At 73.0% G+C, this 19,551-nt stretch carries 17 protein-coding genes; 11 read left to right on the top strand and 6 right to left on the bottom strand.

Going from position 1 to position 19,551, the window contains the following annotated elements:
- Window positions 1–44: 44 nt before the first annotated feature.
- The 4 genes from serC (at window position 45) to ACZ518_RS29270 (ending at window position 6,064) form a co-directional block, all read left to right on the top strand.
- Window positions 45–1,163, top strand: a complete 1,119-nt coding sequence (gene serC / locus ACZ518_RS29285; protein ID WP_469116026.1) for a phosphoserine transaminase — start codon at window positions 45–47, stop codon at window positions 1,161–1,163.
- Between the two features lie 318 nt (window positions 1,164–1,481).
- On the top strand, window positions 1,482–2,261 hold the full coding sequence (locus ACZ518_RS29280; protein ID WP_469116025.1) for a hypothetical protein: 780 nt from the start codon (window positions 1,482–1,484) through the stop codon (window positions 2,259–2,261).
- Window positions 2,254–2,901: a class F sortase gene (locus ACZ518_RS29275; RefSeq protein WP_469116024.1), complete on the top strand. Its 648-nt coding sequence runs from the start codon at window positions 2,254–2,256 to the stop codon at window positions 2,899–2,901. Before ACZ518_RS29280 ends, ACZ518_RS29275 begins: the two co-directional genes overlap by 8 nt.
- 52 nt (window positions 2,902–2,953) lie before the next feature.
- On the top strand, window positions 2,954–6,064 hold the full coding sequence (locus tag ACZ518_RS29270; RefSeq protein WP_469116023.1) for a sacsin N-terminal ATP-binding-like domain-containing protein: 3,111 nt from the start codon (window positions 2,954–2,956) through the stop codon (window positions 6,062–6,064).
- A gap of 38 nt (window positions 6,065–6,102) precedes the next feature.
- Here ACZ518_RS29270 and ACZ518_RS29265 read toward each other — a convergent pair whose 3' ends face one another.
- Entirely contained in the window at window positions 6,103–8,556 is a 2,454-nt protein-coding gene (locus tag ACZ518_RS29265; protein ID WP_469116022.1) for an HAD-IC family P-type ATPase, read from the bottom strand.
- A 97-nt stretch (window positions 8,557–8,653) separates the two neighbouring features.
- Complete coding sequence (locus ACZ518_RS29260) at window positions 8,654–8,965, bottom strand: DUF2530 domain-containing protein (RefSeq protein WP_469116021.1); 312 nt, start codon at window positions 8,963–8,965, stop codon at window positions 8,654–8,656.
- 139 nt (window positions 8,966–9,104) lie between these two features.
- Here ACZ518_RS29260 and ACZ518_RS29255 point away from each other — a divergent pair, with 139 nt between their 5' ends.
- On the top strand, window positions 9,105–10,532 hold the full coding sequence (locus ACZ518_RS29255) for an NCS2 family permease (RefSeq protein WP_469116020.1): 1,428 nt from the start codon (window positions 9,105–9,107) through the stop codon (window positions 10,530–10,532).
- Here ACZ518_RS29255 and ACZ518_RS29250 read toward each other — a convergent pair.
- Window positions 10,525–10,707 (bottom strand): hypothetical protein, encoded by a 183-nt coding sequence (locus ACZ518_RS29250; RefSeq protein ID WP_007265601.1) that lies wholly within the window; start codon window positions 10,705–10,707, stop codon window positions 10,525–10,527. The genes ACZ518_RS29255 and ACZ518_RS29250 overlap by 8 nt on opposite strands.
- A gap of 140 nt (window positions 10,708–10,847) precedes the next feature.
- Between ACZ518_RS29250 and ACZ518_RS29245 the strand changes: the two genes are divergently transcribed.
- The 5 genes from ACZ518_RS29245 to ACZ518_RS29225 all read left to right on the top strand — a co-directional run bounded on the left by ACZ518_RS29245 (window position 10,848) and on the right by ACZ518_RS29225 (window position 15,230).
- Window positions 10,848–11,285, top strand: a complete 438-nt coding sequence (locus tag ACZ518_RS29245) for a MarR family winged helix-turn-helix transcriptional regulator (protein ID WP_125603236.1) — start codon at window positions 10,848–10,850, stop codon at window positions 11,283–11,285.
- Between the two features lie 26 nt (window positions 11,286–11,311).
- Window positions 11,312–12,646 carry an MFS transporter gene (locus ACZ518_RS29240; protein WP_469116019.1) on the top strand — a complete coding sequence of 445 codons (1,335 nt, stop codon included), beginning with the start codon at window positions 11,312–11,314 and terminating at the stop codon, window positions 12,644–12,646.
- Window positions 12,647–13,017: 371 nt separating this feature from the next.
- A complete protein-coding gene (gene thpR, locus ACZ518_RS29235; protein WP_469116018.1) occupies window positions 13,018–13,572 on the top strand; it encodes an RNA 2',3'-cyclic phosphodiesterase in 555 nt (184 codons plus the stop codon).
- 211 nt (window positions 13,573–13,783) lie between these two features.
- On the top strand, window positions 13,784–14,662 hold the full coding sequence (gene ddaH, locus ACZ518_RS29230; protein WP_469116017.1) for a dimethylargininase: 879 nt from the start codon (window positions 13,784–13,786) through the stop codon (window positions 14,660–14,662).
- A gap of 34 nt (window positions 14,663–14,696) precedes the next feature.
- Window positions 14,697–15,230 carry a YbaK/EbsC family protein gene (locus tag ACZ518_RS29225; protein ID WP_469116016.1) on the top strand — a complete coding sequence of 178 codons (534 nt, stop codon included), beginning with the start codon at window positions 14,697–14,699 and terminating at the stop codon, window positions 15,228–15,230.
- Here ACZ518_RS29225 and ACZ518_RS29220 read toward each other — a convergent pair.
- The 3 genes from ACZ518_RS29220 to ACZ518_RS29210 form a co-directional block, all read right to left on the bottom strand.
- Window positions 15,184–16,179: an MmcQ/YjbR family DNA-binding protein gene (locus ACZ518_RS29220; protein WP_469116015.1), complete on the bottom strand. Its 996-nt coding sequence runs from the start codon at window positions 16,177–16,179 to the stop codon at window positions 15,184–15,186. The genes ACZ518_RS29225 and ACZ518_RS29220 overlap by 47 nt on opposite strands.
- A 329-nt stretch (window positions 16,180–16,508) precedes the next feature.
- On the bottom strand, window positions 16,509–17,498 hold the full coding sequence (locus ACZ518_RS29215; RefSeq protein WP_469116014.1) for an aldo/keto reductase: 990 nt from the start codon (window positions 17,496–17,498) through the stop codon (window positions 16,509–16,511).
- Between the two features lie 59 nt (window positions 17,499–17,557).
- On the bottom strand, window positions 17,558–18,256 hold the full coding sequence (locus ACZ518_RS29210) for a GDSL-type esterase/lipase family protein (RefSeq protein ID WP_469116013.1): 699 nt from the start codon (window positions 18,254–18,256) through the stop codon (window positions 17,558–17,560).
- A gap of 76 nt (window positions 18,257–18,332) precedes the next feature.
- Here ACZ518_RS29210 and ACZ518_RS29205 point away from each other — a divergent pair, with 76 nt between their 5' ends.
- Entirely contained in the window at window positions 18,333–19,370 is a 1,038-nt protein-coding gene (locus ACZ518_RS29205) for a WD40 repeat domain-containing protein (RefSeq protein WP_469116012.1), read from the top strand.
- Window positions 19,371–19,551: the final 181 nt, after the last annotated feature.

The raw sequence follows: 19,551 nt of genomic DNA, 5'->3' as shown, positions 1-19,551 counted from the left end.
GACGCGGCTCCAACGCCCGGTCCGGGACCCGATACGCTCCGCTCGTGGCTGAGATCCAGATTCCCGCTGACATCAAGCCCGCCGACGGACGCTTCGGCGCGGGCCCCTCCAAGGTGCGGACCGAGGCGCTGGACGCCCTCGCCGCCACCGGTACCTCCCTGCTCGGCACCTCGCACCGCCAGGCCCCGGTCAAGAACCTGGTCGGCTCGGTGCGTCAGGGCCTCCGGGACCTCTTCTCCCTGCCCGAGGGTTACGAGGTGATCCTGGGCAACGGCGGCTCCACCGCCTTCTGGGACGTCGCGACCGCCGGTCTGATCGAGCGGAAGTCCCAGCACCTGACCTTCGGCGAGTTCTCGTCGAAGTTCGCCAAGGCCGCGAAGCTCGCGCCGTGGCTGGACGAGCCGTCCGTGATCTCCTCCGAGCCGGGCACGCACCCCGAGCCGGTCGCCGAGGCGGGCGTGGACGTGTACGCGTACACGCACAACGAGACCTCGACGGGTGTCGCGGCGCCGGTCAAGCGTGTCGCGGGCGCGGACGCCGGGTCCCTGGTCCTGGTGGACGCGACCTCGGGCGCGGGTGGCCTCCCGGTGGACATCACCGAGTCCGACGTCTACTACTTCGCCCCGCAGAAGTCCTTCGCCTCGGACGGCGGCCTGTGGCTGGCGGTGTTCTCCCCGGCGGCCCTGGAGCGCGCCGCGCGCGTGCACGCCTCGGGCCGGCACATCCCGGAGTTCTTCTCGCTGCCGACGGCGATCGACAACTCGCTGAAGAACCAGACGTACAACACCCCCGCGCTGTCCACCCTCTTCCTGCTGGACCAGCAGCTGCGGTGGATGAACTCGCAGGGCGGTCTGGAGTTCACGACGGGCCGTACGGCGGCCAGCGCGCGGAACCTGTACGGCTGGGCGGAGGCGTCGAAGTACGCGAACCCGTTCGTCCAGGACGCCGACAAGCGTTCCGCGGTCATCGGCACGATCGACTTCTCCGACGACATCGACGCGGCGGCCGTGGCGAAGGTGCTGCGCGCCAACGGCATCGTGGACACCGAGCCGTACCGCAAGCTGGGCCGCAACCAGCTGCGCGTCGCGATGTTCCCGGCGATCGACCCGGCGGACGTGCAGGCCCTGACGGCGTGCATCGACTACGTGATCGAGCAGCTCTGACCTGACGGGCCCTGCCCGCCCCGCCCGTACGCGTGGAGCCCCCGGCGCCTTCCCGGCGCCGGGGGCTCCCGTCGTTCCGGGGGCTCCCGTCCCGCCCGGGGCCCCGGGAGCGACGGGACCTTGGTCCCAAAATTCCGGGCAAAAACCCCGCAAACGGACCTCCATCACCCCGCCCCCACCTGCGGATCCATCCCCCGGGACCTTCGGCCCACCCCTCCGGCCACCGCCCGGCCACCGAAACCGAACACCCCGAATGCCCCTCTTGTCCGGTGTGCCGGGAACGATCCCCGGCCGGCCCGTTCCGTTCAGGAGGAACTCATGCGCAAGGCACTCACCCTCACCGCCACGGCCCTCACCACGTCGCTGGCCCTCGGCGGCACCACCGCTTTCGCCGTCGGCACCCCCGCCCCCTCCCCCACCGCCAGTGCGAGCACGCACCCCGCCGCCTCCGCCCGCGTGGAGGTGCCCTCCTCGCCCGTGAAGCCCGGCGACGCCATCAGCGTCACCGTGACCGCCCCGGCCGGCTCCGGGAACCTCGCCGTGTCCTCCGCCGCCCTCGGCGGCGTCCCGCTCACCCCGGGCAAGGGCGGCAGCTGGAGCGGCACCGCCGAGGTCGCCGACGTCAAGGACGGCTCCTACGGCGTCTCCCTCACCGGCAGCGCCCCCGACGGCACCATGCTCCGGGCCACCGCGCAGCTCACCGTGAAGAAGGGGGACGCCCCGAAGCCGCCCACCCCCGTGTCCTCCACGCTCCGGCTCTCCACGGACTTCGGCCGGCCCGGCGACAAGGTCACCGTCACCGTGAAGACCACCGCCAAGGACGCCTACGTGAAGTCCGGCGCCTTCGCCGGCGGCCGCGTCGACTTGAAGAACGACGGCCACGGCACCTTCACCGGCACCGCGACCGTCGCCAAGGACGTCCGGACCGGGTACTACGGGGTCGACGCCTTCGCGGGCGGCAAGAAGTTCGACACCGCCAAGTTCTCCACCGAGGCCAAGGGCAGCCCGGGCGTGAAGCCGGTGACCCCGCTGAAGCCCTCCGAGCACAAGACGCCCAAGGGGTCCGTCAACACCGGGCAGGCCCCCGCCGATGCCTGAGCCCGCCCCCTCCCGCCGCCGGGGAGGCCGCGCCCGCCGCGCCGCCGCCCTGGCGGGGGCCCCGGCCCTCGCCGTGGTCCTGGCCACCGGCTGCTCGGCCGGCGCCGAAGCCCACGGGACCACCCCCCGGACGGCCTCCTCCGCCCTGCCCGCGTCCGTCCTCCCCGCCTCCGTCCTCCCCGCCTCCGTCCCCGACCGGATCGAGATCCCCGGCATCAAGGTCGACGCCCCGCTCGACTCCGTGGGACTCGACGCCCAGGGCGTCATGCGCGAACCCGACTTCGGCAAACCCGAGGACGCCGCCTGGTACGAGGACGGCCCCACCCCCGGCGAGGCCGGCGCGGCCGCGATCGTCGGGCACATGGACACCCCACAGGTCCCCGAGGCCGTCTTCCACAACCTCAAGACGCTGAAGGAGGGCCAGGAGATCCAGGTCCACCGCACCGACGGCACCACCGCCGTCTTCGCCGTCGACTCGGTCGACACCTTCAAGAAGGACGCCTTCCCCACCGACAAGGTCTACGGCGACACCCACGGCAGGGCCGAGCTGCGCCTGATCACCTGCGGCGGCAACCTCACCGCCGACCGCCACTGGGACTCCAACGTCGTCGTGTTCGCCCACCTCACGGGCAAGGCGTAGCTCCCCACGCGATACCTTCAGCACTCCAGAAGCGGCACATGGAGGCAACGGCGTGAACGTGCGAGTGACGGCGGCCCAGAGCGGCGTTGACCCCTTCAGTACGGCCCGGCTGCGGCGCGGGGTGCTCGACGCGTGGGGTGCGGGCCCGGCCCGGTTCCGCGAGGACGCCAACGCCGAGGAGGACCTCGCGCTCGGCGGCTACCGGGACCGGCTCGTCGTCGAGCTGGCCCAGAACGCCGCCGACGCGGCCGCCCGCGCCAAGGTCCCCGGCCGGCTGCGCCTGACCCTGCACCCCGCGGGACCCGAAGGCCCCGCCGTGCTGGCCGCCGCCAACACCGGGGCCCCGCTCGACGCGACGGGCGTGGAGTCGCTGAGCACCCTGCGCGCCTCCGCCAAGCGGGAGAACGACCAGGGCTCCGTGGGCCGCTTCGGCGTCGGCTTCGCCGCCGTACTGGCCGTCTCCGACGAGCCGGCGGTGCTCGGCCGCCACGGCGGCGTCCGCTGGTCCCTCGCCGAGGCCCGCGAGCTGGCCCGGGACGCCGCCAACGGCAGCCCCGGCCTCGGCGACGAACTCCGCCGCCGCGACGGCCACGTACCGCTGCTGCGGCTGCCGCTGCCCGCCGAGGGCACCGCCCCCGAGGGCTACGACACCGTCGTCGTCCTCCCGCTGCGCGACGCCGCCGCCGAGGACCTCGCCGAACGCCTGCTGGCCGGCATCGACGACGCCCTGCTGCTGACCCTGCCCGGGCTGCGCGAGGTCGTCGTCGAAACCCCCTCCGCCGGGCACCGCGTGCTCTTCCGGCGCATGGACGGCCCGTACACCGTCATCGAGGACTCCGCCTCCGGCACCCACCGCTGGCGCACCGTCCGCCACACCGGCCCCATCGACCCCGCCCTCCTCGCCGACCGGCCCGTCGAGGAGCGGCTGCGGCCCGACTGGACGGTCACCTGGGCCGCCCCCGTCGACCCGGACGGCGCCCCCGTGCGCCCCCGTACCGCGCCCGTCGTGCACGCCCCGACCCCCACCGACGAGCCCCTCGGCGTCCCCGCCCTGCTGATCGCCTCGCTGCCGCTGGACACCACCCGCCGCCACCCCGCGCCCGGGCCGCTGACCGACTTCCTCGTGGAGCGCGCCGCCGACGCGTACGCCGAACTCCTGGACTCCTGGGAGCCGGTGAGCACCGGCCTGGTCGACCTCGTGCCCGGCCCGCTCGGCGGGAGCCCCCTCGACGGCGCCCTGCGCGCCGCCGTCCTGCGGCGGCTGCCCCGCACCGCGTTCCTCGCCCCGGCCGCCCCCACCGAGGAACTGCCGTCGCTGCGGCCCTTCGAGGCCGAGGTCGTGGAGGGCGCCGGCGCCGACACCGTACGGGTCCTCGCGGAGGTCCTCCCGACGCTGCTGCCCGCCGGGCTGGAGCGGCGCCCCGAGCTGCGCACCCTGGGTGTGGGCCGGCTGCCGCTCGGCGACGCCATCGAGCGGATCGCGGGCATCGAGCGCACCCCGGACTGGTGGCACCGCCTGTACGACACCCTGGCCGGCGTGGACCCCGACCGGCTGTCGGGCCTGCCCGTGCCGCTCGCCGACGGCCGCACCACCATCGGCCCGCGCCACGTCCTGCTGCCCGGCCCGGACACCCCCGCCGACCTGGCCCGCCTCGGCCTGAAGGTGGCCCACCCGGACGCCGCGCACCCGCTGCTGGAGAAGCTGGGCGCGCTCCCCGCCACCGCGCGCGCCGTCCTGACGACCCCCCAGGTCCGCGCCGCCGTGGCCGCCTCCCTGGACGCGGGCGAGATCTGGGACGAGGACGCGCCGGACCCGGAGGAGCTCGCCGACACCGTCCTGACCCTGGTCCGCGCGGCCGGCCTGGCGCCCGGCGAGGAGCCCTGGCTGGGCGCGCTGGCCCTGCCCGACGAGGACGGGGAACTCACCCCGGCCGGGGAGCTGCTGCTCGCCGGGAGCCCGCTGGCGTCGGTGCTGCGCGAGGACGAGGTCCCGTGCCTGGACGCCGAGTTCGCCGCCCGCTGGGACGCGGACACGCTGGCCGCGTGCGGGGTGCTGACCGCGTTCCAGCTGGTCCGCGCCACCGACGTGGTCCTCGACCCGGACGAACTGGAGCCCCGCGAGGGCGACTTCGCCGAGCCCGACGACGCCGGCCTGCTGGACGCGGTCGACGTGTGGTGCGAGGACCTGCTCGACCAGTTCCCCGACACCCCGGTGCCGCCGGTGGCGACCGAGCTGATCGCCGTCCGGGACCTGGACCTCGTCGACGACGACCGCTGGCCGCAGGCCCTGGCGATGCTGGCGCAGCCGCCGCTGCGCGACGCCCTGACCCAGCCGGTGCGGATCCTGCTCCCGGACGGCACCACGCAGTCGGTGCGCTCGTACACCGCCTGGTGGCTGCGCGACCACCCGGTGCTGGACGGCCGCCGCCCGGCCGGGCTGCGGGCGGCGGGCGGCGACCCGCTGCTCGCGGGCCTGTACACCCCGGCGGACGCGACGGGCTTCGAGGACGAGCAGGTGCTGCGGGCCCTGGGCGTACGCACCTCCGTCGCCGCCCTCCTGGAGGAGCCCGGCGGCGCGGCCGAGCTCCTGTCCCGGCTCGCCGACCCGGACCGCGAGGTCACCGGGCACCAGCTGCACGGCCTGTACGGGGCGCTGGCCGATCTGGACCCGGAGCAGGTGACGCTGCCGGACGAGCTGCGTGCGGTGGTGGACGGCGAGGTGGTCGTGGTGGACGCGGCCGACGCGGTCGTCGCCGACGCCCCCGACCTGCTCCCGCTGACGGCGGGCCTGCCCCTCCTGCCGGTCTCCCCGTCCCGCGCGGCGGACCTGGCCGACCTGTTCCAGGTGCGCCGCCTGTCGGAGACGGTCCCGGCGGAGGTGAGCACGCCGGGCGAGGAGCACGAGGTCCCGGAGTCGGTACGGGTCCTGCTGGGCCCGGCCACCCCGGCGACGTACGTGGAGCACGAGGAGCTGGTCGCGGGCGGCACGGAGCTGGACTGGCGGCTCACCCCGGACGGGGTGCTGCACGCGGCGACCCTGGAGGGCGTGGCGGCGGGCCTGGCCTGGTCGGCGTCCCAGTGGCCGCGCCGCTTCGAGGTGGCGGCCCTGCTGGAGGACCCGTCGCGGACGGCGGAGCTGGCCCGGGACAGGTGGTTCGACTAACCGGACCCGCCGGGCCGGCCTGATCCAGAGGACACGGCCTACGCCTGGAAGCGCCGGTCCACCCAGCGGAAGGTGAACTCGATCGCGGCGGCGGCCGCCGCCGCGATCGCGACCGCGATCCACGGCATGGTGACGCCCTCCAGTTTGAGCTGGAAGAAGTCCTGGAGCCAAGGGACGACGAGGACGACCAGAAAGGCGCCGCCCATCGCGCCGACCAGGGCCACCCGCCACCACGTGTAGGGGCGGGCGATGATCGCCAGCACCCACATCGAGGTCAGGAACAGGGCGAGCGTCGCCGCGCTGGTCTCGGCCTTGAGGGAGTCGGGGCCGCTGTAGTGGGCGCGGGCGATCAGGTAGGTCACGAAGGTGGCCACGGCCGCGATGGCGCCGCCGGGGATCGCGTAGCGCATCACGCGTTTCACGAAGTGCGGCTTGGCGCGCTCCTTGTTCGGGGCGAGTGCCAGGAAGAAGGCCGGGATGCCGATGGTGAGGGTGGACAGCAGGGTGAGGTGGCGGGGCAGGAAGGGGTACTCGACCTGCGAGCACACCACGAGGATGGCCAGCAGCACCGAGTAGACCGTCTTGGTGAGGAAGAGGGTCGCGACGCGGGTGATGTTGCCGATGACCCGGCGCCCTTCGGCGACGACCGAGGGGAGGGTGGCGAAGCTGTTGTTGAGCAGCACGATCTGCGCGACGGCCCGGGTGGCTTCGGAGCCGGAGCCCATGCTCACGCCGATGTCGGCGTCCTTGAGGGCGAGCACGTCGTTGACGCCGTCGCCGGTCATGGCGACGGTGTGGCCGTTGGACTGGAGGGCGCCGACCATGTCCCGCTTCTGCTGCGGGGTGACGCGGCCGAAGACGGAGTTCCCATCGAGGACCTCGGCCATGTCGGCGCGCTCGGCGGGCAGCTCGCGGGCGTCGACCGTGTGGTGCGCGCCGGGCAGCCCGAGCTTGCCGGCGACGGCGCCGACGGAGACGGCGTTGTCCCCGGAGATGACCTTCGCCTTGACGTTCTGGTCCTCGAAGTAGCGCAGGGTGTCGGCGGCGTCGGGGCGCAGGCGCTGCTCCAGGACGACGAGGGCGGTGGGCCGGACCCCGGTGGCGACGGCGGGGTCGTCGAGCTCGCGGGCGGAGCGGGCCAGCAGCAGGACCCGCAGGCCCTGCTCGTTGAGGCCGTTGATCTCGTCGAGTGCCGGGTCCCCGGCGGGCAGGAGCACGTCGGGGGCGCCGAGCAGCCAGGTGTTGTTCTCGCCGTCGCCCTCGCTGAAGCTGGCGCCGCTGTACTTGCGGGCGGAGGAGAAGGGCAGGGACTCGGTGCAGCGCCACTCGGCGCTGTCGGGGTAGGCGTCGATGATGGCCTGGAGGCTCGCGTTGGGGCGGGGGTCGGATTCGCCCAGGGCGCCGAGCACCTTTTTCACGTACGCGGCTTCCGCGCCGCCGAGCGGGCGGAGCTCGGTGACGTCCATGCCGCCTTCGGTGAGGGTGCCGGTCTTGTCGAGGCAGACGACGTCGACGCGGGCGAGGCCCTCGATGGCGGGGAGCTCCTGGACGAGGCACTGTTTGCGGCCGAGCCGGATGACGCCGATGGCGAAGGCGACGGAGGTGAGGAGGACGAGCCCCTCGGGGATCATCGGGACGATGCCGCCGACGGTGCGGGCGATGGAGTCCTTGAGGTTGGAGTCCTTGACGACGAGCTGGCTGATGATCAGGCCGATGGAGGTCGGGACCATCATCCAGGTGACGTACTTGAGGATGGTGGAGATGCCGGAGCGCAGCTCGGAGTGGACGAGGGTGAAGCGGGAGGCCTCTTCGGCGAGCTGGGCGGCGTAGGCCTCGCGGCCGACCTTGGTGGCGGTGAAGGCGCCGCCGCCGGCGACGACGAAGGAGCCGGACATGACCTGGTCGCCGGGCTTCTTCAGGACGGGGTCCGCCTCGCCGGTGAGGAGGGACTCGTCGATCTCCAGTCCGTCGGCCTCGCCGACGACGCCGTCGACGACGACCTTGTCGCCGGGTCCGAGTTCGATGACGTCGTCGAGGACGATCTCGGAGGTGGAGACCTCGGCGGTGGTGCCGTCGCGGCGGACGCCGGGTTTGGCCTCGCCGATGACGGCGAGGCCGTCGAGGGTCTTCTTGGCGCGCAGTTCCTGGATGATGCCGATGCCGGTGTTCGCGATGATCACGAAGCCGAAGAGGCTGTCCTGGATGGGCGCGACGATCAGCATGATCACCCACAGGACGCCGATGATGGCGTTGAAGCGGGTGAAGACGTTGGCCCGGACGATGTCGGCGGTGGAGCGGGAGGAGCGGACGGGGACGTCGTTGACGTCGCCGCGCGCGACGCGTTCGGCGACCTCGGCGGTGCTGAGGCCGGCCGGCTTGAACCGGGGGGCGGGGGGTTTCACCGGGTGTACGGGGTCGAGCTCGGCTCCCGCGTCGATGGCGGCGCCGGCCCGTTCCGGCCCGTCATGGTCGATCCTCGCCCGCTGCGTCATGCTTTCGACGGTAAAGGCGCTTCGAACGCTTCACCCGCCGAGCGGTCGGAAGATCCGACTTCAGGATGACCCGAATCGTCCCGAGGTCGCCCGGGAGCTACGCTCCGCCGCCCGCCTGCGGGGCCGGTCCGGCTTCCCCGTCCCCGGCGGCCCCGGCGGCCCGTTCCGCCGCGTGGCGCTTGAGCGCCGCGTCACGGCCTCGGACGTACCAGATGCCGATCAGGCCGAGCCCGCCGCCGGCGGCGCAGGTCCACACCCACCACAGCAGGTCGCGGTCGGCGAACCACCCGTAGAAGGGCAGCTGGACGAGGAACATGGCGAACCAGATGATCGTGCCGCCGGTGATGGTGGCGACAACCGGGCCCTCCAGGGGCTCGGGCGCCTCGTGCTTCGCAGTCCACTTCGCCATGCGGTCAAGTCTAGGTGGCGCGTTTTGGGGTCTACGCGCGGAGATGGACGGCCCTTCGTTCATGTGTTCATACTGAAACGGTTTGTCTACGACCGGATTCGTTCGTATGAACCGCCCAATAGACCCGTTTGAGGACCGCATGAGCACCTCGGCACCCGCCGCGGCCCCCACCACCGGCCTGGACCGGTACTTCAAGATCTCCGAGCGCGGCTCGACCGTCGCCCGCGAGGTCCGGGGCGGCTTCGCCACCTTCTTCGCGATGGCCTACATCATCGTGCTGAACCCGATCATCCTGGGCAGCGCGAAGGACATGTACGGGCACCAGCTCGACGGCGGCCAGCTCGTCACCGCGACCGTCCTGACGGCCGCCTTCTCCACCCTCCTCATGGGCGTCATCGGCAACGTCCCGATCGCCCTGGCCGCCGGCCTCGGGGTCAACACCGTCGTGGCCCTCCAGCTCGCCCCGCGCATGAGCTGGCCCGACGCCATGGGCATGGTCGTCCTCGCGGGCCTCGTCGTGATGCTGCTGGTCGCCACCGGCCTGCGCGAGCGCGTCATGAACGCCGTCCCGCAGGGCCTGCGCAAGGGCATCGCGATCGGCATCGGCCTGTTCATCATGCTGATCGGCCTGGTCGACTCCGGCTTCGTCACCCGCATCCCCGACGCCGCCCACACCACGGTCCCGCTCCAGCTCGGCGGCAACGGCCACCTGCACGGCTGGCCCGTCCTGGTCTTCGTCGTCGGCGTGCTGCTCACGCTCGCGCTGCTGATCCGCAAGACGCCCGGCGCGATCCTGATCTCCATCGTGGCCATGACCGTCGTCGCGGTCGCCGTGCAGCTGATCGCCGACCTGCCCGAGCCGGCCTGGGGCCTGACCGTGCCGCAGTGGCCGGGCAACCCCGTGGCCGCGCCCGACTTCGGGCTCGTCGGCCAGGTCAGCCTCTTCGGCGGCTTCGGGAAGGTCGGCCTGCTCACGGGCATCCTGTTCGTCTTCACCGTGCTGCTGTCCTGCTTCTTCGACGCGATGGGCACCATCCTCGGCGTCGGCGACGAGGCCAAGCTGACGAAGCCGGACGGCACCTTCCCCGGCATCAACCGGGTCCTGCTGATCGACGGCCTGGCCGTCGCCTCGGGCGGCGCGACCTCCTCGTCCGCCACCACCTGCTTCGTGGAGTCCACGGCAGGCGTCGGCGAGGGCGCCCGCACGGGCCTGGCCAACGTGGTGACCGGCGCCCTCTTCACCGTCTCGCTGTTCCTGACCCCGCTCGCCACGATGGTCCCCTCGCAGGCCGCCACCCCCGCCCTCGTCGCGGTCGGCTTCCTGATCCTGGCGGGCTCGGTCCGGGACATCGACTGGAGCGACTTCACCATCGCCGTCCCGGCCTTCATGGCCATGGTGATGATGCCCTTCACCTACTCGATCACCAACGGCATCGGCATCGGCTTCGTCAGCTTCGCCGTGCTGCGACTGGCGACGGGCCGGGGCCGCGAGGTCCCGGCCGCCATGTACGCCGTCTCCGCGGTGTTCGTCTTCTACTACGCGATGCCCGCCCTCGGCCTCACGTAAGCCCGTAGAACTTCTCCGTCTCGTCGACGGCGGCCTTGAACCGCTCGTCGAAGTCATCGCGAATGAGCGTCCGGACCACATAGTCCTGGACGCTCATTCCGCGTTTGGCGGCATGGTGCCGGAGCCGTTCCAGCAGCTCCCCGTCTATGCGCATGCTCAGCACATGTGTCCCCATGCCCGAAAGGGTCGGGCCAGAGGGTGCGTACGCGTGTCACTTTCCGCCGCCCACTCACCCGTACGAGTGAGGCGGCGGGGTTCCCCGAGATCCCCTTAACCCATTTTTCATTAGACAGAGTAATGAGTTATTCTAAAGACATGCATGACCTCTCCCATGGCGACGACGCCGCCGCCGTGAACGATCTGCGCTCCGCCGTGATGCGGCTGGGCCGGCGCCTGAAGCACCAGCGCGTCGACGAATCGCTCAGCCCGACCGAGATGTCGGTGCTCGGCACCCTCGCCCGCTGCGGCCACGCCACCCCCGGTGAGCTGGCCCGGCGCGAGCACGTCCAGCCCCCGTCGATGACACGCATCGTCGCACTGCTGGAGGCCAAGGGACTGGTCACGCTGGAGCCGCACCCCGAAGACCGCCGCCAGAAGGTGGTCCGCCAGACCGAGGAGGCCGAGACGATGCTCGAAGAGAGCCGTCGCAAGCGCAACGCCTTCCTGGCCGGGCTCGCGGCCGAGCTCACCGAGGACGAATGGGCCAAGCTCCGCGCGGCCGCACCCGTCCTGGAGAAGCTCGCCCACCTATAGGTAACGACGCCAGGAGGCGAACGCTTTTGAGTACGGGAACCGGAGCAGACTCCGCACCCGGCCATACATCCACCACTACCGCCACCGCGAGCAGGAACTCCATGTTCAGCTCGCTGAAGATCCGGAACTACCGGCTCTTCGCCACCGGCCAGGTCGTCTCGAACACGGGCACCTGGATGCAGCGCATCGCCCAGGACTGGCTGGTCCTCTCCCTGACCGGCTCCGCGTCCGCCGTCGGCATCACCATCGCCCTGCAGTTCCTGCCGATGCTGCTCTTCGGGCTCTACGGAGGCGTACTCGCGGACCGGCTGCCCAAGCGGCCGCTGCTGATCGCCACCCAGAGCGCGATGGGCCTCACCGGCGTCGCACTCGCCGCACTGACCCTGGCCGGGAACGTCCAGGTCTGGCACGTCTACCTCGCCGCCTTCGCGATCGGCCTCGTCACCGTCGTGGACAACCCGGCCCGGCAGACGTTCGTCTCCGAGATGGTCGGCCCCGCGCAGCTCGCCAACGCCGTCAGCCTGAACTCCGCGAACTTCCAGTCCGCGCGGCTGGTCGGCCCGGCGATCGCCGGCGTGCTCATCACCGCCGTCGGCTCCGGCTGGGCCTTCCTGCTGAACGGCCTGTCCTTCGCCGCGCCCATCGCGGGCCTGCTGCTGATGCGCACGCACGAACTGCACCCCGTCACCCCGCAGCCGCGCGCCAAGGGACAGCTGCGCGAAGGCCTGCGGTACGTCGCGGGCCGGCCCGAGCTGGTCTGGCCGATCGTGCTGGTCGGCTTCATCGGCACCTTCGGGTTCAACTTCCCGATCTGGCTGTCGGCCTTCACCGAAGACGTCTTCCACGGCGACGCGGGCACCTACGGGCTGTTCAACACCCTCATCGCGGCCGGCTCCCTGGCCGGCGCCCTCCTGGCGGCCCGCCGCGGACACCCCCGCCTGCGGCTGCTGGTCACGGCGGCGGTGCTCTTCTCGGTCCTGCTGCTGGTCACCGCGTTCGCGCCGGGCTTCTGGCTGTTCGCGGCGCTGCTGGTGCCGATCGGGATGTTCGGCCTGACCGTCAACGTCGTGGCGAACTCCAGCGTCCAGATGGCGACCGACCCCGAGATGCGGGGGCGGGTGATGGCCCTGTTCATGATGGTCTTCACCGGCGGCACCCCGGTCGGTGCCCCGCTGGTCGGCTGGATCACGGACACCTACGGAGCCCGCCTCGGCATGGTGTCCGGCGGCCTGATCTCCCTGGCGGCGGCGGTGGCCGTGGGCCTGGTCCTGTCCCGCGTGGGCAACCTCCGGCTCCGCCTGAACCGCCACGGCGTCGTCTTCGTCCCGGCGACCGCCCGCGACCTCGCCCGGGCCGCCTGAGCCCGCCCTTCTTCACGCGCCGCTCGCGCGGCTCGGCCGCAGGCGGCCTCCCCGGCTTCGCGCCGCTGCGCCGGACTCCGTCCGGCGGGGCCGGGGCGGGGCCGGTGCCGGTGGGTCGCCTGCGGGTGGGTGGGCCGCTGCGCGGGGCCTGCCCCTCCCCACCCTTCGCCCGTTCCCAGGGGCCCCGCCCCCAGACCCCCGCGCCTCAAACGCCGGCGGGGCTGGAATTCGCTGCGCGAATCCGGCCCGCGCGGCGATTGAGCGCACTCGGGGTCCGGGGCGCAGCCCCGGGGAACGGTGGAAGGGCGGGTAGGGGACAGCCCCGCGCAGCGGCATACCCCCCGCACCCGGCACCCGGTACCGTCGGAGACATGAGGCTGTTCGCCGCCGTGCTGCCAGGGGCCGACGCCGTCGCCGAGCTGCGCGACGCCGTCGCGACGGCACCGCGGCCCGACGGACTGCGGTGGACCGCGGAAGCGGCCTGGCACTTCACGCTCGCCTTCATGGGCGAGGTCCCCGACCCCCTCCTCCCCGACCTGCACGCCCGCCTCGCCCGCGCAGCACACCGCAGCGCCCCCTTCCCGCTCCGCCTCCACGGCATCGGCCACTTCGGCGACCGCGCCCTGTGGACCGGCGCCGCCGGCGGGCTCGACGCGATGCGGCTGCTCGCCGGACGGGCCGACGCCGCCGCCCGCCGGGCCGGGGTGCCCATGGAGCACCACCGCCACTACACCCCGCACCTCACCCTCGCCCGCGGCCGCCACGGCACCGACCTGCGGCCCTGCCTCGACGCCCTCGCGGACTTCGAGGGCACGCCCTGGCAGGTCGACACCCTCAGCCTGGTCCGCAGCGACCTCCCCACCTCCGGCGTCCCCGGCGAACAGCCCCGCTACGAGGTCGTCGAGGCCTGGCCCCTCTCCGGCTGAGGCCCAGGGTTCGGGGACGGTTCATCCCCCGGTGGCCCGTACTTCGGGGCACGGAATCCGGATTCCGGTGAAACAGAAGCAGTAGAGGCGGTCCCGCCATGCTCCGGACCAGTACCTGGCAAGCCGCCCGCTGACACCGCACCGACGGCCGCCCCGCCACCACCCCGCGGGGCGTCCCGGAGTCCCTCCGGCCACCCTCGAAGGAGTCCCCGTGCCGCTCACCGAGCCGACGACCACCCCGACCCCGACCCCGGCACCGGCACCGGCACCGCCGGCGACCGCGCGCGTCGCCACCCGCCGCAGGCTGCTGATGTGCCGACCCCGGCACTACGACGTCACGTACTCGATCAACCCCTGGATGCACCCGGAGAACAGCACCGACCCCGCCCTCGCCGTCCGCCAGTGGGAGCGGCTGCGCGACCTGTACCGCGAACTCGGCCACTTCGTCGAGGAGATCGACCCCGTCGAGGGCCTGCCCGACATGGTGTTCGCCGCGAACGGCGCCACCGTCGTCGACGGCAAGGTCTACGGCGCGCGGTTCCGGCACGCCCAGCGCACCGCCGAGGGGCCGGCGTACCTGCGCTGGTTCGAGCGCCGCGGCTACCGCGACGTGCTGTGGCCCGAGTTCATCAACGAGGGCGAGGGCGACTTCCTCACCGTCGGCCGCCGGCTGCTCGCCGGCACCGGCTTCCGCACCGACCCGCGTTCGCACGCCGAGGCCCAGGAGTTCTTCGGCCTGCCGGTGACGAGCCTGACCCTCGTCGACCCGGAGTACTACCACCTGGACACGGCCCTGGCCGTGCTCCGCGACGACGAGGTCATGTACTACCCGGCCGCCTTCTCCGAGGGCAGCCGGGCCGTGCTCCGCACCATGTTCCCCCACGCGATCCTCGCCACCGCCGAGGACGCCGCGGTCTTCGGGCTGAACGCCTTCTCCGACGGCCGCCACGTGCTGCTGCCGGAGGCGGCGACCGGCCTGATGGCCCAGCTCAGCGCGCGCGGCTTCGAGCCCGTCGGGGTCGGGCTCTCCGAACTCCTCAAGGCGGGCGGCAGCGTGAAGTGCTGCACCCTGGAGCTGCGCGACCGCTGAGTCACCACCGACGTAGTTTCCGGAAAGGACAGTTGTGACCTCTGCGACCGCGATCGCGGACAGCCACGCCCGCCTGCTCGACCTCCTGGCGGACGCGGGAGCCGACTACAGGCTGCTGCGCCACGCCCCGGAGGGGCGTACCGAACTCGCCAGCCTGATCCGCGGCCACAGCCTCGAACAGGCCGCCAAATGCCTGGTGATCAGAGTCGCGCTGGGACGCAAACAGCGCCGCTACGTGATCGCCGTGGTGCCGGGCCACTGCCGCGTGGACCTGGAGGCGGTACGGGCCGAGTACGGCGGCACGAACGCCTCCTTCGCCGTCCGCGAGGTCGCCGAGGAGCTGACGGGCTGCGTCAGCGGTTCGATCATGCCGGTGAGCTTCGACCCGGCGGTGGAGGTGGTCGTCGACCCGGCGCTCCTGGAGCACGAGGAGATCTGGTTCAACGCGGGCCGTCTCGACGTGTCGGTGGCGCTGCGCACCGCCGGCTACCTGGCGCTGGTGCGGCCGCGGAGGGCATCGGTCAGTGCGGAGCCGGCGCTGGTGCCGGCGGCCGGGGTGAGTGGCTGAGCGTGACGTAGAGGTATTCGTCGAGCACCTTGGCCAGCGGCAGCCCGGGCCGTCCCAGCTCGGCGGTGAGCGCGTCCTCGTCGAGGCCGCTCTCCGCCAGCGCGGCCCGGGCCCAGGCCCGGCCGGTACGCAGGTGCCGGCCGAAGGCGGCCTCGTCGCGGGCGCCGTGCAGCCGGGTGGCGATGGCCGCGTCCCAGGGCATGACGGTACGCGGCCGCAGCGCGAACAGGGCCTTGGCGGCCGCCGTCGGGCCGAGGGTGCGCCGGCCGAGCGGCAGCGCGGCCAGGTCCGCGTAGGCGGCGGCGAGCGCGCCGATCTCCCGGTCGGTGAGGGCCGCGATCGGGGACCCGGGCAGGGTGTGCCGGGCCCACCAGGTGCCGAGCCCGGCGCCCAGCGGGTCGGGCTCGCCCTCGCGCGGGTAGCGGATGCGGCAGCCCCAGGCGTTGAGCCAGCGGTGCAGGGCGGTGCGGTGCGCGGCCTCGGAGAGGTCGATGCCGGGTGCGGTTCCGGCGACGAGCGCGTGCCAGCTGCGGTCCACCCCGGGGAAGTCCCCGAACACCCCGGCGGCGGCCCGCAGCCCGTCGAGGCCGGGCGCGGGCGGCAGGCCGCCGCCCTCCAGGTGCGCGCGGGCGACCTTGGCCGGTACGCACATCCGCCAGGCGTCGGTGACCAGTTCCGCGAGCTCCTCGGTGCCGAGGGCGGCCATGCGGGCGTGCACCCAGTGGTAGCGCATGTCCCCCGCGCCCGGCAGGGAGAACTTCTCCGGCTCGGAGGCGACGAGCGCGGCCCGCTCCTCCTTGGGGAAGGCGAAGCCGAGCTCGGTCTCGTCCCGGGAGAGGGCGAGGTAGACGATCCGGCCGATGCGGAACTTCACCCGGTCGCGGACGAGGTGCTCCTCGGTACGCGGCAGCGCGAGCGCGAGCTGCCGTACGTCTTCGACGGTGACCATGACGCAAGTCTCGCAGCCCGCGGCGAGGGGCGCGGGTGGGAGCGCGTTAGTCTCGACGGGTGGACCCGAAGACCAGAAACCGTGTCATGGCCGGTGTGCTCGTGCTGATGTTCGTCGTCGTGGCGGTGGCGGCCGCGGTGGGCCAGTAGCCCCCGCCGTCCGTCCCCCGTACGCCCGTACCCGCCCGCCCCGGCCGCGCTCGAAGCGCGGCCGGGGCGGTGCGCGTGGGCGGCACCGACTACCAGGCGAAGGCCTCCGGCGACGGACCCGGGCCGGGACTGTGCCCGCCCGGGGGACGACCCCCGGACCCCCGGCATCCGGCACCCGGCCTACCAGGCGAAGGCCTCCGGCGACGGACCCGGGCCGGGGAAGATCTCGTCGAGGGAACCCAGCAGTTCCTCGGAGAGTTCCAGCTCGACCGCTCGCAGCGCGCTCTCCAGCTGCTCGGCGGTGCGCGGGCCGACGATCGGGCCGGTGACGCCGGGGCGGGTCAGCAGCCAGGCCAGGGCGGTCTCGCCGGGTTCCAGGCCGTGCTTGTCGAGGAGGTCCTCGTACGCCTGGATCTGCGCCCGTACGGCGGTGTTGGCGAGGGCGTCCGCCGAGCGGCCGGAGGCGCGCCGGCCGGCGGTGGCCTCCTTCTTGAGGACGCCGCCCAGCAGGCCGCCGTGCAGCGGGGACCAGGGGATGACTCCGAGCCCGTACGCCTCGGCGGCCGGGATGACCTCCATCTCGGCGCGCCGCTCGGAGAGGTTGTAGAGGCACTGCTCGCTGACCAGGCCGACCATGCCGCGCCGGGCGGCCGTCTCGTTGGCCTGGGCGATCTTCCAGCCGGGGAAGTTGGAGGAGCCCGCGTAGAGGATCTTGCCCTGCTGGATCAGGACCTCGATGGCCTGCCAGATCTCCTCGAAGGGGGTCCGCCGGTCGATGTGGTGGAACTGGTAGACGTCGATGTGGTCGGTCCGCAGCCGCTTGAGGCTGTCGTCCACGGCCCTGCGGATGTTCAGGGCGGAGAGGCGGTCGTAGTTGGGCCAGGTCTCGCCCTCGCGGGACATGGAGCCGTAGACCTTGGTGGCGAGGACCGTCTTCTCGCGGCGGCCGCCGCCCTGCGCGAACCAGGTGCCGATGATCTCCTCGGTGCGGCCCTTGTTCTCACCCCACCCGTACACGTTCGCCGTGTCGAAGAAGTTGATCCCCGCGTCGAGGGCCGAGTCCATGATCGCGTGGCTCTCCGGCTCGCCCGTCTGGGGGCCGAAGTTCATGGTGCCGAGTACGAGGCGGCTGACTTTGAGACCGGTGCGTCCGAGCTGCGTGTACTTCATGGGGCACTAGCCAACTGCTTGGAGTGCCCTCCAGGCAAGACCCTTTCGCTGGACGGGACTTACCGGTCCGACGCGGGACGGTAGGGGCCGCCGATGCCCCACGCCTGGTGCAGGACGGCCGCGAACTCGCCCGCGAGGCGGTGCTCGCCGGAGGCGTTGGGGTGCGTGCCGTCGTAGGTGTCGTGCCGGATGTCGTACGCGTCCGGGCGGGCGGCCAGCAGGATCGGCGAGGCGTCCGTGGTCAGGTCGGCGACCGCCTTGGCGAGCAGCTCGTTGAAGCGGGCGACCTCGGCGGCGAAGGGGGGTTCGTCCTCGGCCCGCACGTTGGGGATCACGGGGAGGAACACCATCCGGACCGCCGGGCGGGCCTCGCGGGCGGCCGTGACGAAGGCGCGGACGTTGCCGGCGGTCTGCTCGGCGTTGGTGTAGAAGCCGAGGTCGATCAGGCCGAGGGAGACGAGCAGTACGTCGGCCCGGGCCTCGGCGGCCGCGGGCCCGATGAGGGGGGCCATGTGCTGCCAGCCCTCGCCCCAGCCGGCGAGGTGCCGGCGGGCGTGTCCGGGGAAGTCCGGGGCCGCGTAGTCCTGGCCGACGGGGCCGTCGGCACCGGTGTCGTCGTACAGCGCGGTGCGCGGTCCGACGATCTCGAAGGAGCCGTCGCCCAGGGTGGCGCCGAGGTGCTGCCACATCCGGTAGCGCCAGGTGTAGTCGCCGGCGCGTCCGATGGTCATGGAGTCGCCGACGAACATGAAACGCATCCGGTCATCATCGCGGATCACGCGCCGGGAGCCCCTGTGATGCCGGACACGCCCTGCCTGGTGGCAGGCTTGTGGGATGCGCCTGCTGCCCCGGTCGACCGCCGTTCCCGCCGCTCTCGTGCTCGCCCTGCTGCCGGGGGCCGCCCTCGCGGCGGAGACCCCCGCCGCGTCCGGGGCCGCGTCCGGGTTCACCATCACCGATCCGCGGATCAAGGAGTCGAGCGGGCTCGCGGCCAGCCGGATCCACCCGGGCGTGTACTGGACGCACAACGACAGCGACGACGGCCCGTACGTGTACGCGGTGGACTCGGCGACGGGCAGGACGGTGGCGCGGCTGAAGCTGACGGGGATCGGGACCCCGCGCGACGTGGAGGCGATCTCGCTCGGACCGGACGGGCAGCTGTACGTCGGGGACATCGGCGACAACAAGGACGGCACCTGGGAGCACGTGTGGATCTACCGCTTCCAGGAGCCGAAGGAGCTCGGCGACCGGACCGTGCAGGCCGAGCAGTTCACGGTCGCGTACGCGGACGGGCCGCGCAACGCCGAGGCGCTGATGGTGCATCCGGTGACCGGCCGGGTGTACATCGCGAGCAAGAACGAGCAGGGCGGCGGCCTTTACGAGGGCCCCGAGCGGCTGTCGGCGGACGGGCGCAACGTCTTCCGGCGGGTCGCGGAGGTGCCGTGGGTGACGGACGGGGCGTTCTCGCCGGACGGGACCCGGCTGACGCTGCGCGGGTACCTCACGGCCCGTACGTACCCCTGGAAGGACGGCCGCCCGGAGGGCGCCGGCGAGCGGGTGGACGCGCCGTGGCAGGGGCAGGCGGAGTCGGTGACGTACACGCCGGACGGCAGGACGCTGATGTTCGGGGCGGAGGGCGCCAACAGCAGGGTGGTGGCCGTACCGGTGGCCCCGGCGGCGGGCCCGTCCGGCCCTGCCCGCACCGGTGCCCCGCAGCAGCCGGGCGGCAGCCCGACGGGCTCCTCCGGGGCGCAGGGCGCGCCCGCCGGGCAGGACTCCGGCGGCTACACCAAGGGGGCGCTGGTCCTCGCGGCGGGCACGGCCCTGGTCCTGGCGGGCAAGCGGCTGTTCCGCCGCCGCCCGAAGGGCTAGAGGGGCACTTGTCGTTCACGGGGGTGACGGCAGGGGGCCGTTCCAACCCGCCCCGAGTGATCTGGCTCACAGCCTGTCACAGGTTGCCGCCGTCCGGTGTCTTGTGTCCGAACCCCAACGGAGGAGGACACGATGAGCGAGAACAACACCCACGTGGTCGTGATCGGCGGCGGTTACGCGG

The organism is Streptomyces sp. NPDC033966 (assembly GCF_055575955.1).
This window is presented reverse-complemented; position numbering and strand designations above follow the sequence as displayed.

Bases quoted from the DNA above. Each gene is read 5' to 3' on its own strand.
- thpR (WP_469116018.1), top strand. From the start codon at position 13,018: ATGAGGCTGTTCGCCGCCGTGCTGCCAGGGGCCGACGCCGTCGCCGAG.
- ACZ518_RS29250 (WP_007265601.1), bottom strand. From the start codon at position 10,707: ATGGGGACACATGTGCTGAGCATGCGCATAGACGGGGAGCTGCTGGAA.
- ACZ518_RS29205 (WP_469116012.1), top strand. From the start codon at position 18,333: ATGCGCCTGCTGCCCCGGTCGACCGCCGTTCCCGCCGCTCTCGTGCTC.
- ACZ518_RS29210 (WP_469116013.1), bottom strand. From the start codon at position 18,256: ATGCGTTTCATGTTCGTCGGCGACTCCATGACCATCGGACGCGCCGGC.
- ACZ518_RS29280 (WP_469116025.1), top strand. From the start codon at position 1,482: ATGCGCAAGGCACTCACCCTCACCGCCACGGCCCTCACCACGTCGCTG.
- ACZ518_RS29255 (WP_469116020.1), top strand. From the start codon at position 9,105: ATGAGCACCTCGGCACCCGCCGCGGCCCCCACCACCGGCCTGGACCGG.
- ACZ518_RS29275 (WP_469116024.1), top strand. From the start codon at position 2,254: ATGCCTGAGCCCGCCCCCTCCCGCCGCCGGGGAGGCCGCGCCCGCCGC.
- ACZ518_RS29220 (WP_469116015.1), bottom strand. From the start codon at position 16,179: ATGGTCACCGTCGAAGACGTACGGCAGCTCGCGCTCGCGCTGCCGCGT.
- ACZ518_RS29260 (WP_469116021.1), bottom strand. From the start codon at position 8,965: ATGGCGAAGTGGACTGCGAAGCACGAGGCGCCCGAGCCCCTGGAGGGC.
- ACZ518_RS29215 (WP_469116014.1), bottom strand. From the start codon at position 17,498: ATGAAGTACACGCAGCTCGGACGCACCGGTCTCAAAGTCAGCCGCCTC.
- ACZ518_RS29265 (WP_469116022.1), bottom strand. From the start codon at position 8,556: ATGACGCAGCGGGCGAGGATCGACCATGACGGGCCGGAACGGGCCGGC.
- ACZ518_RS29245 (WP_125603236.1), top strand. From the start codon at position 10,848: ATGCATGACCTCTCCCATGGCGACGACGCCGCCGCCGTGAACGATCTG.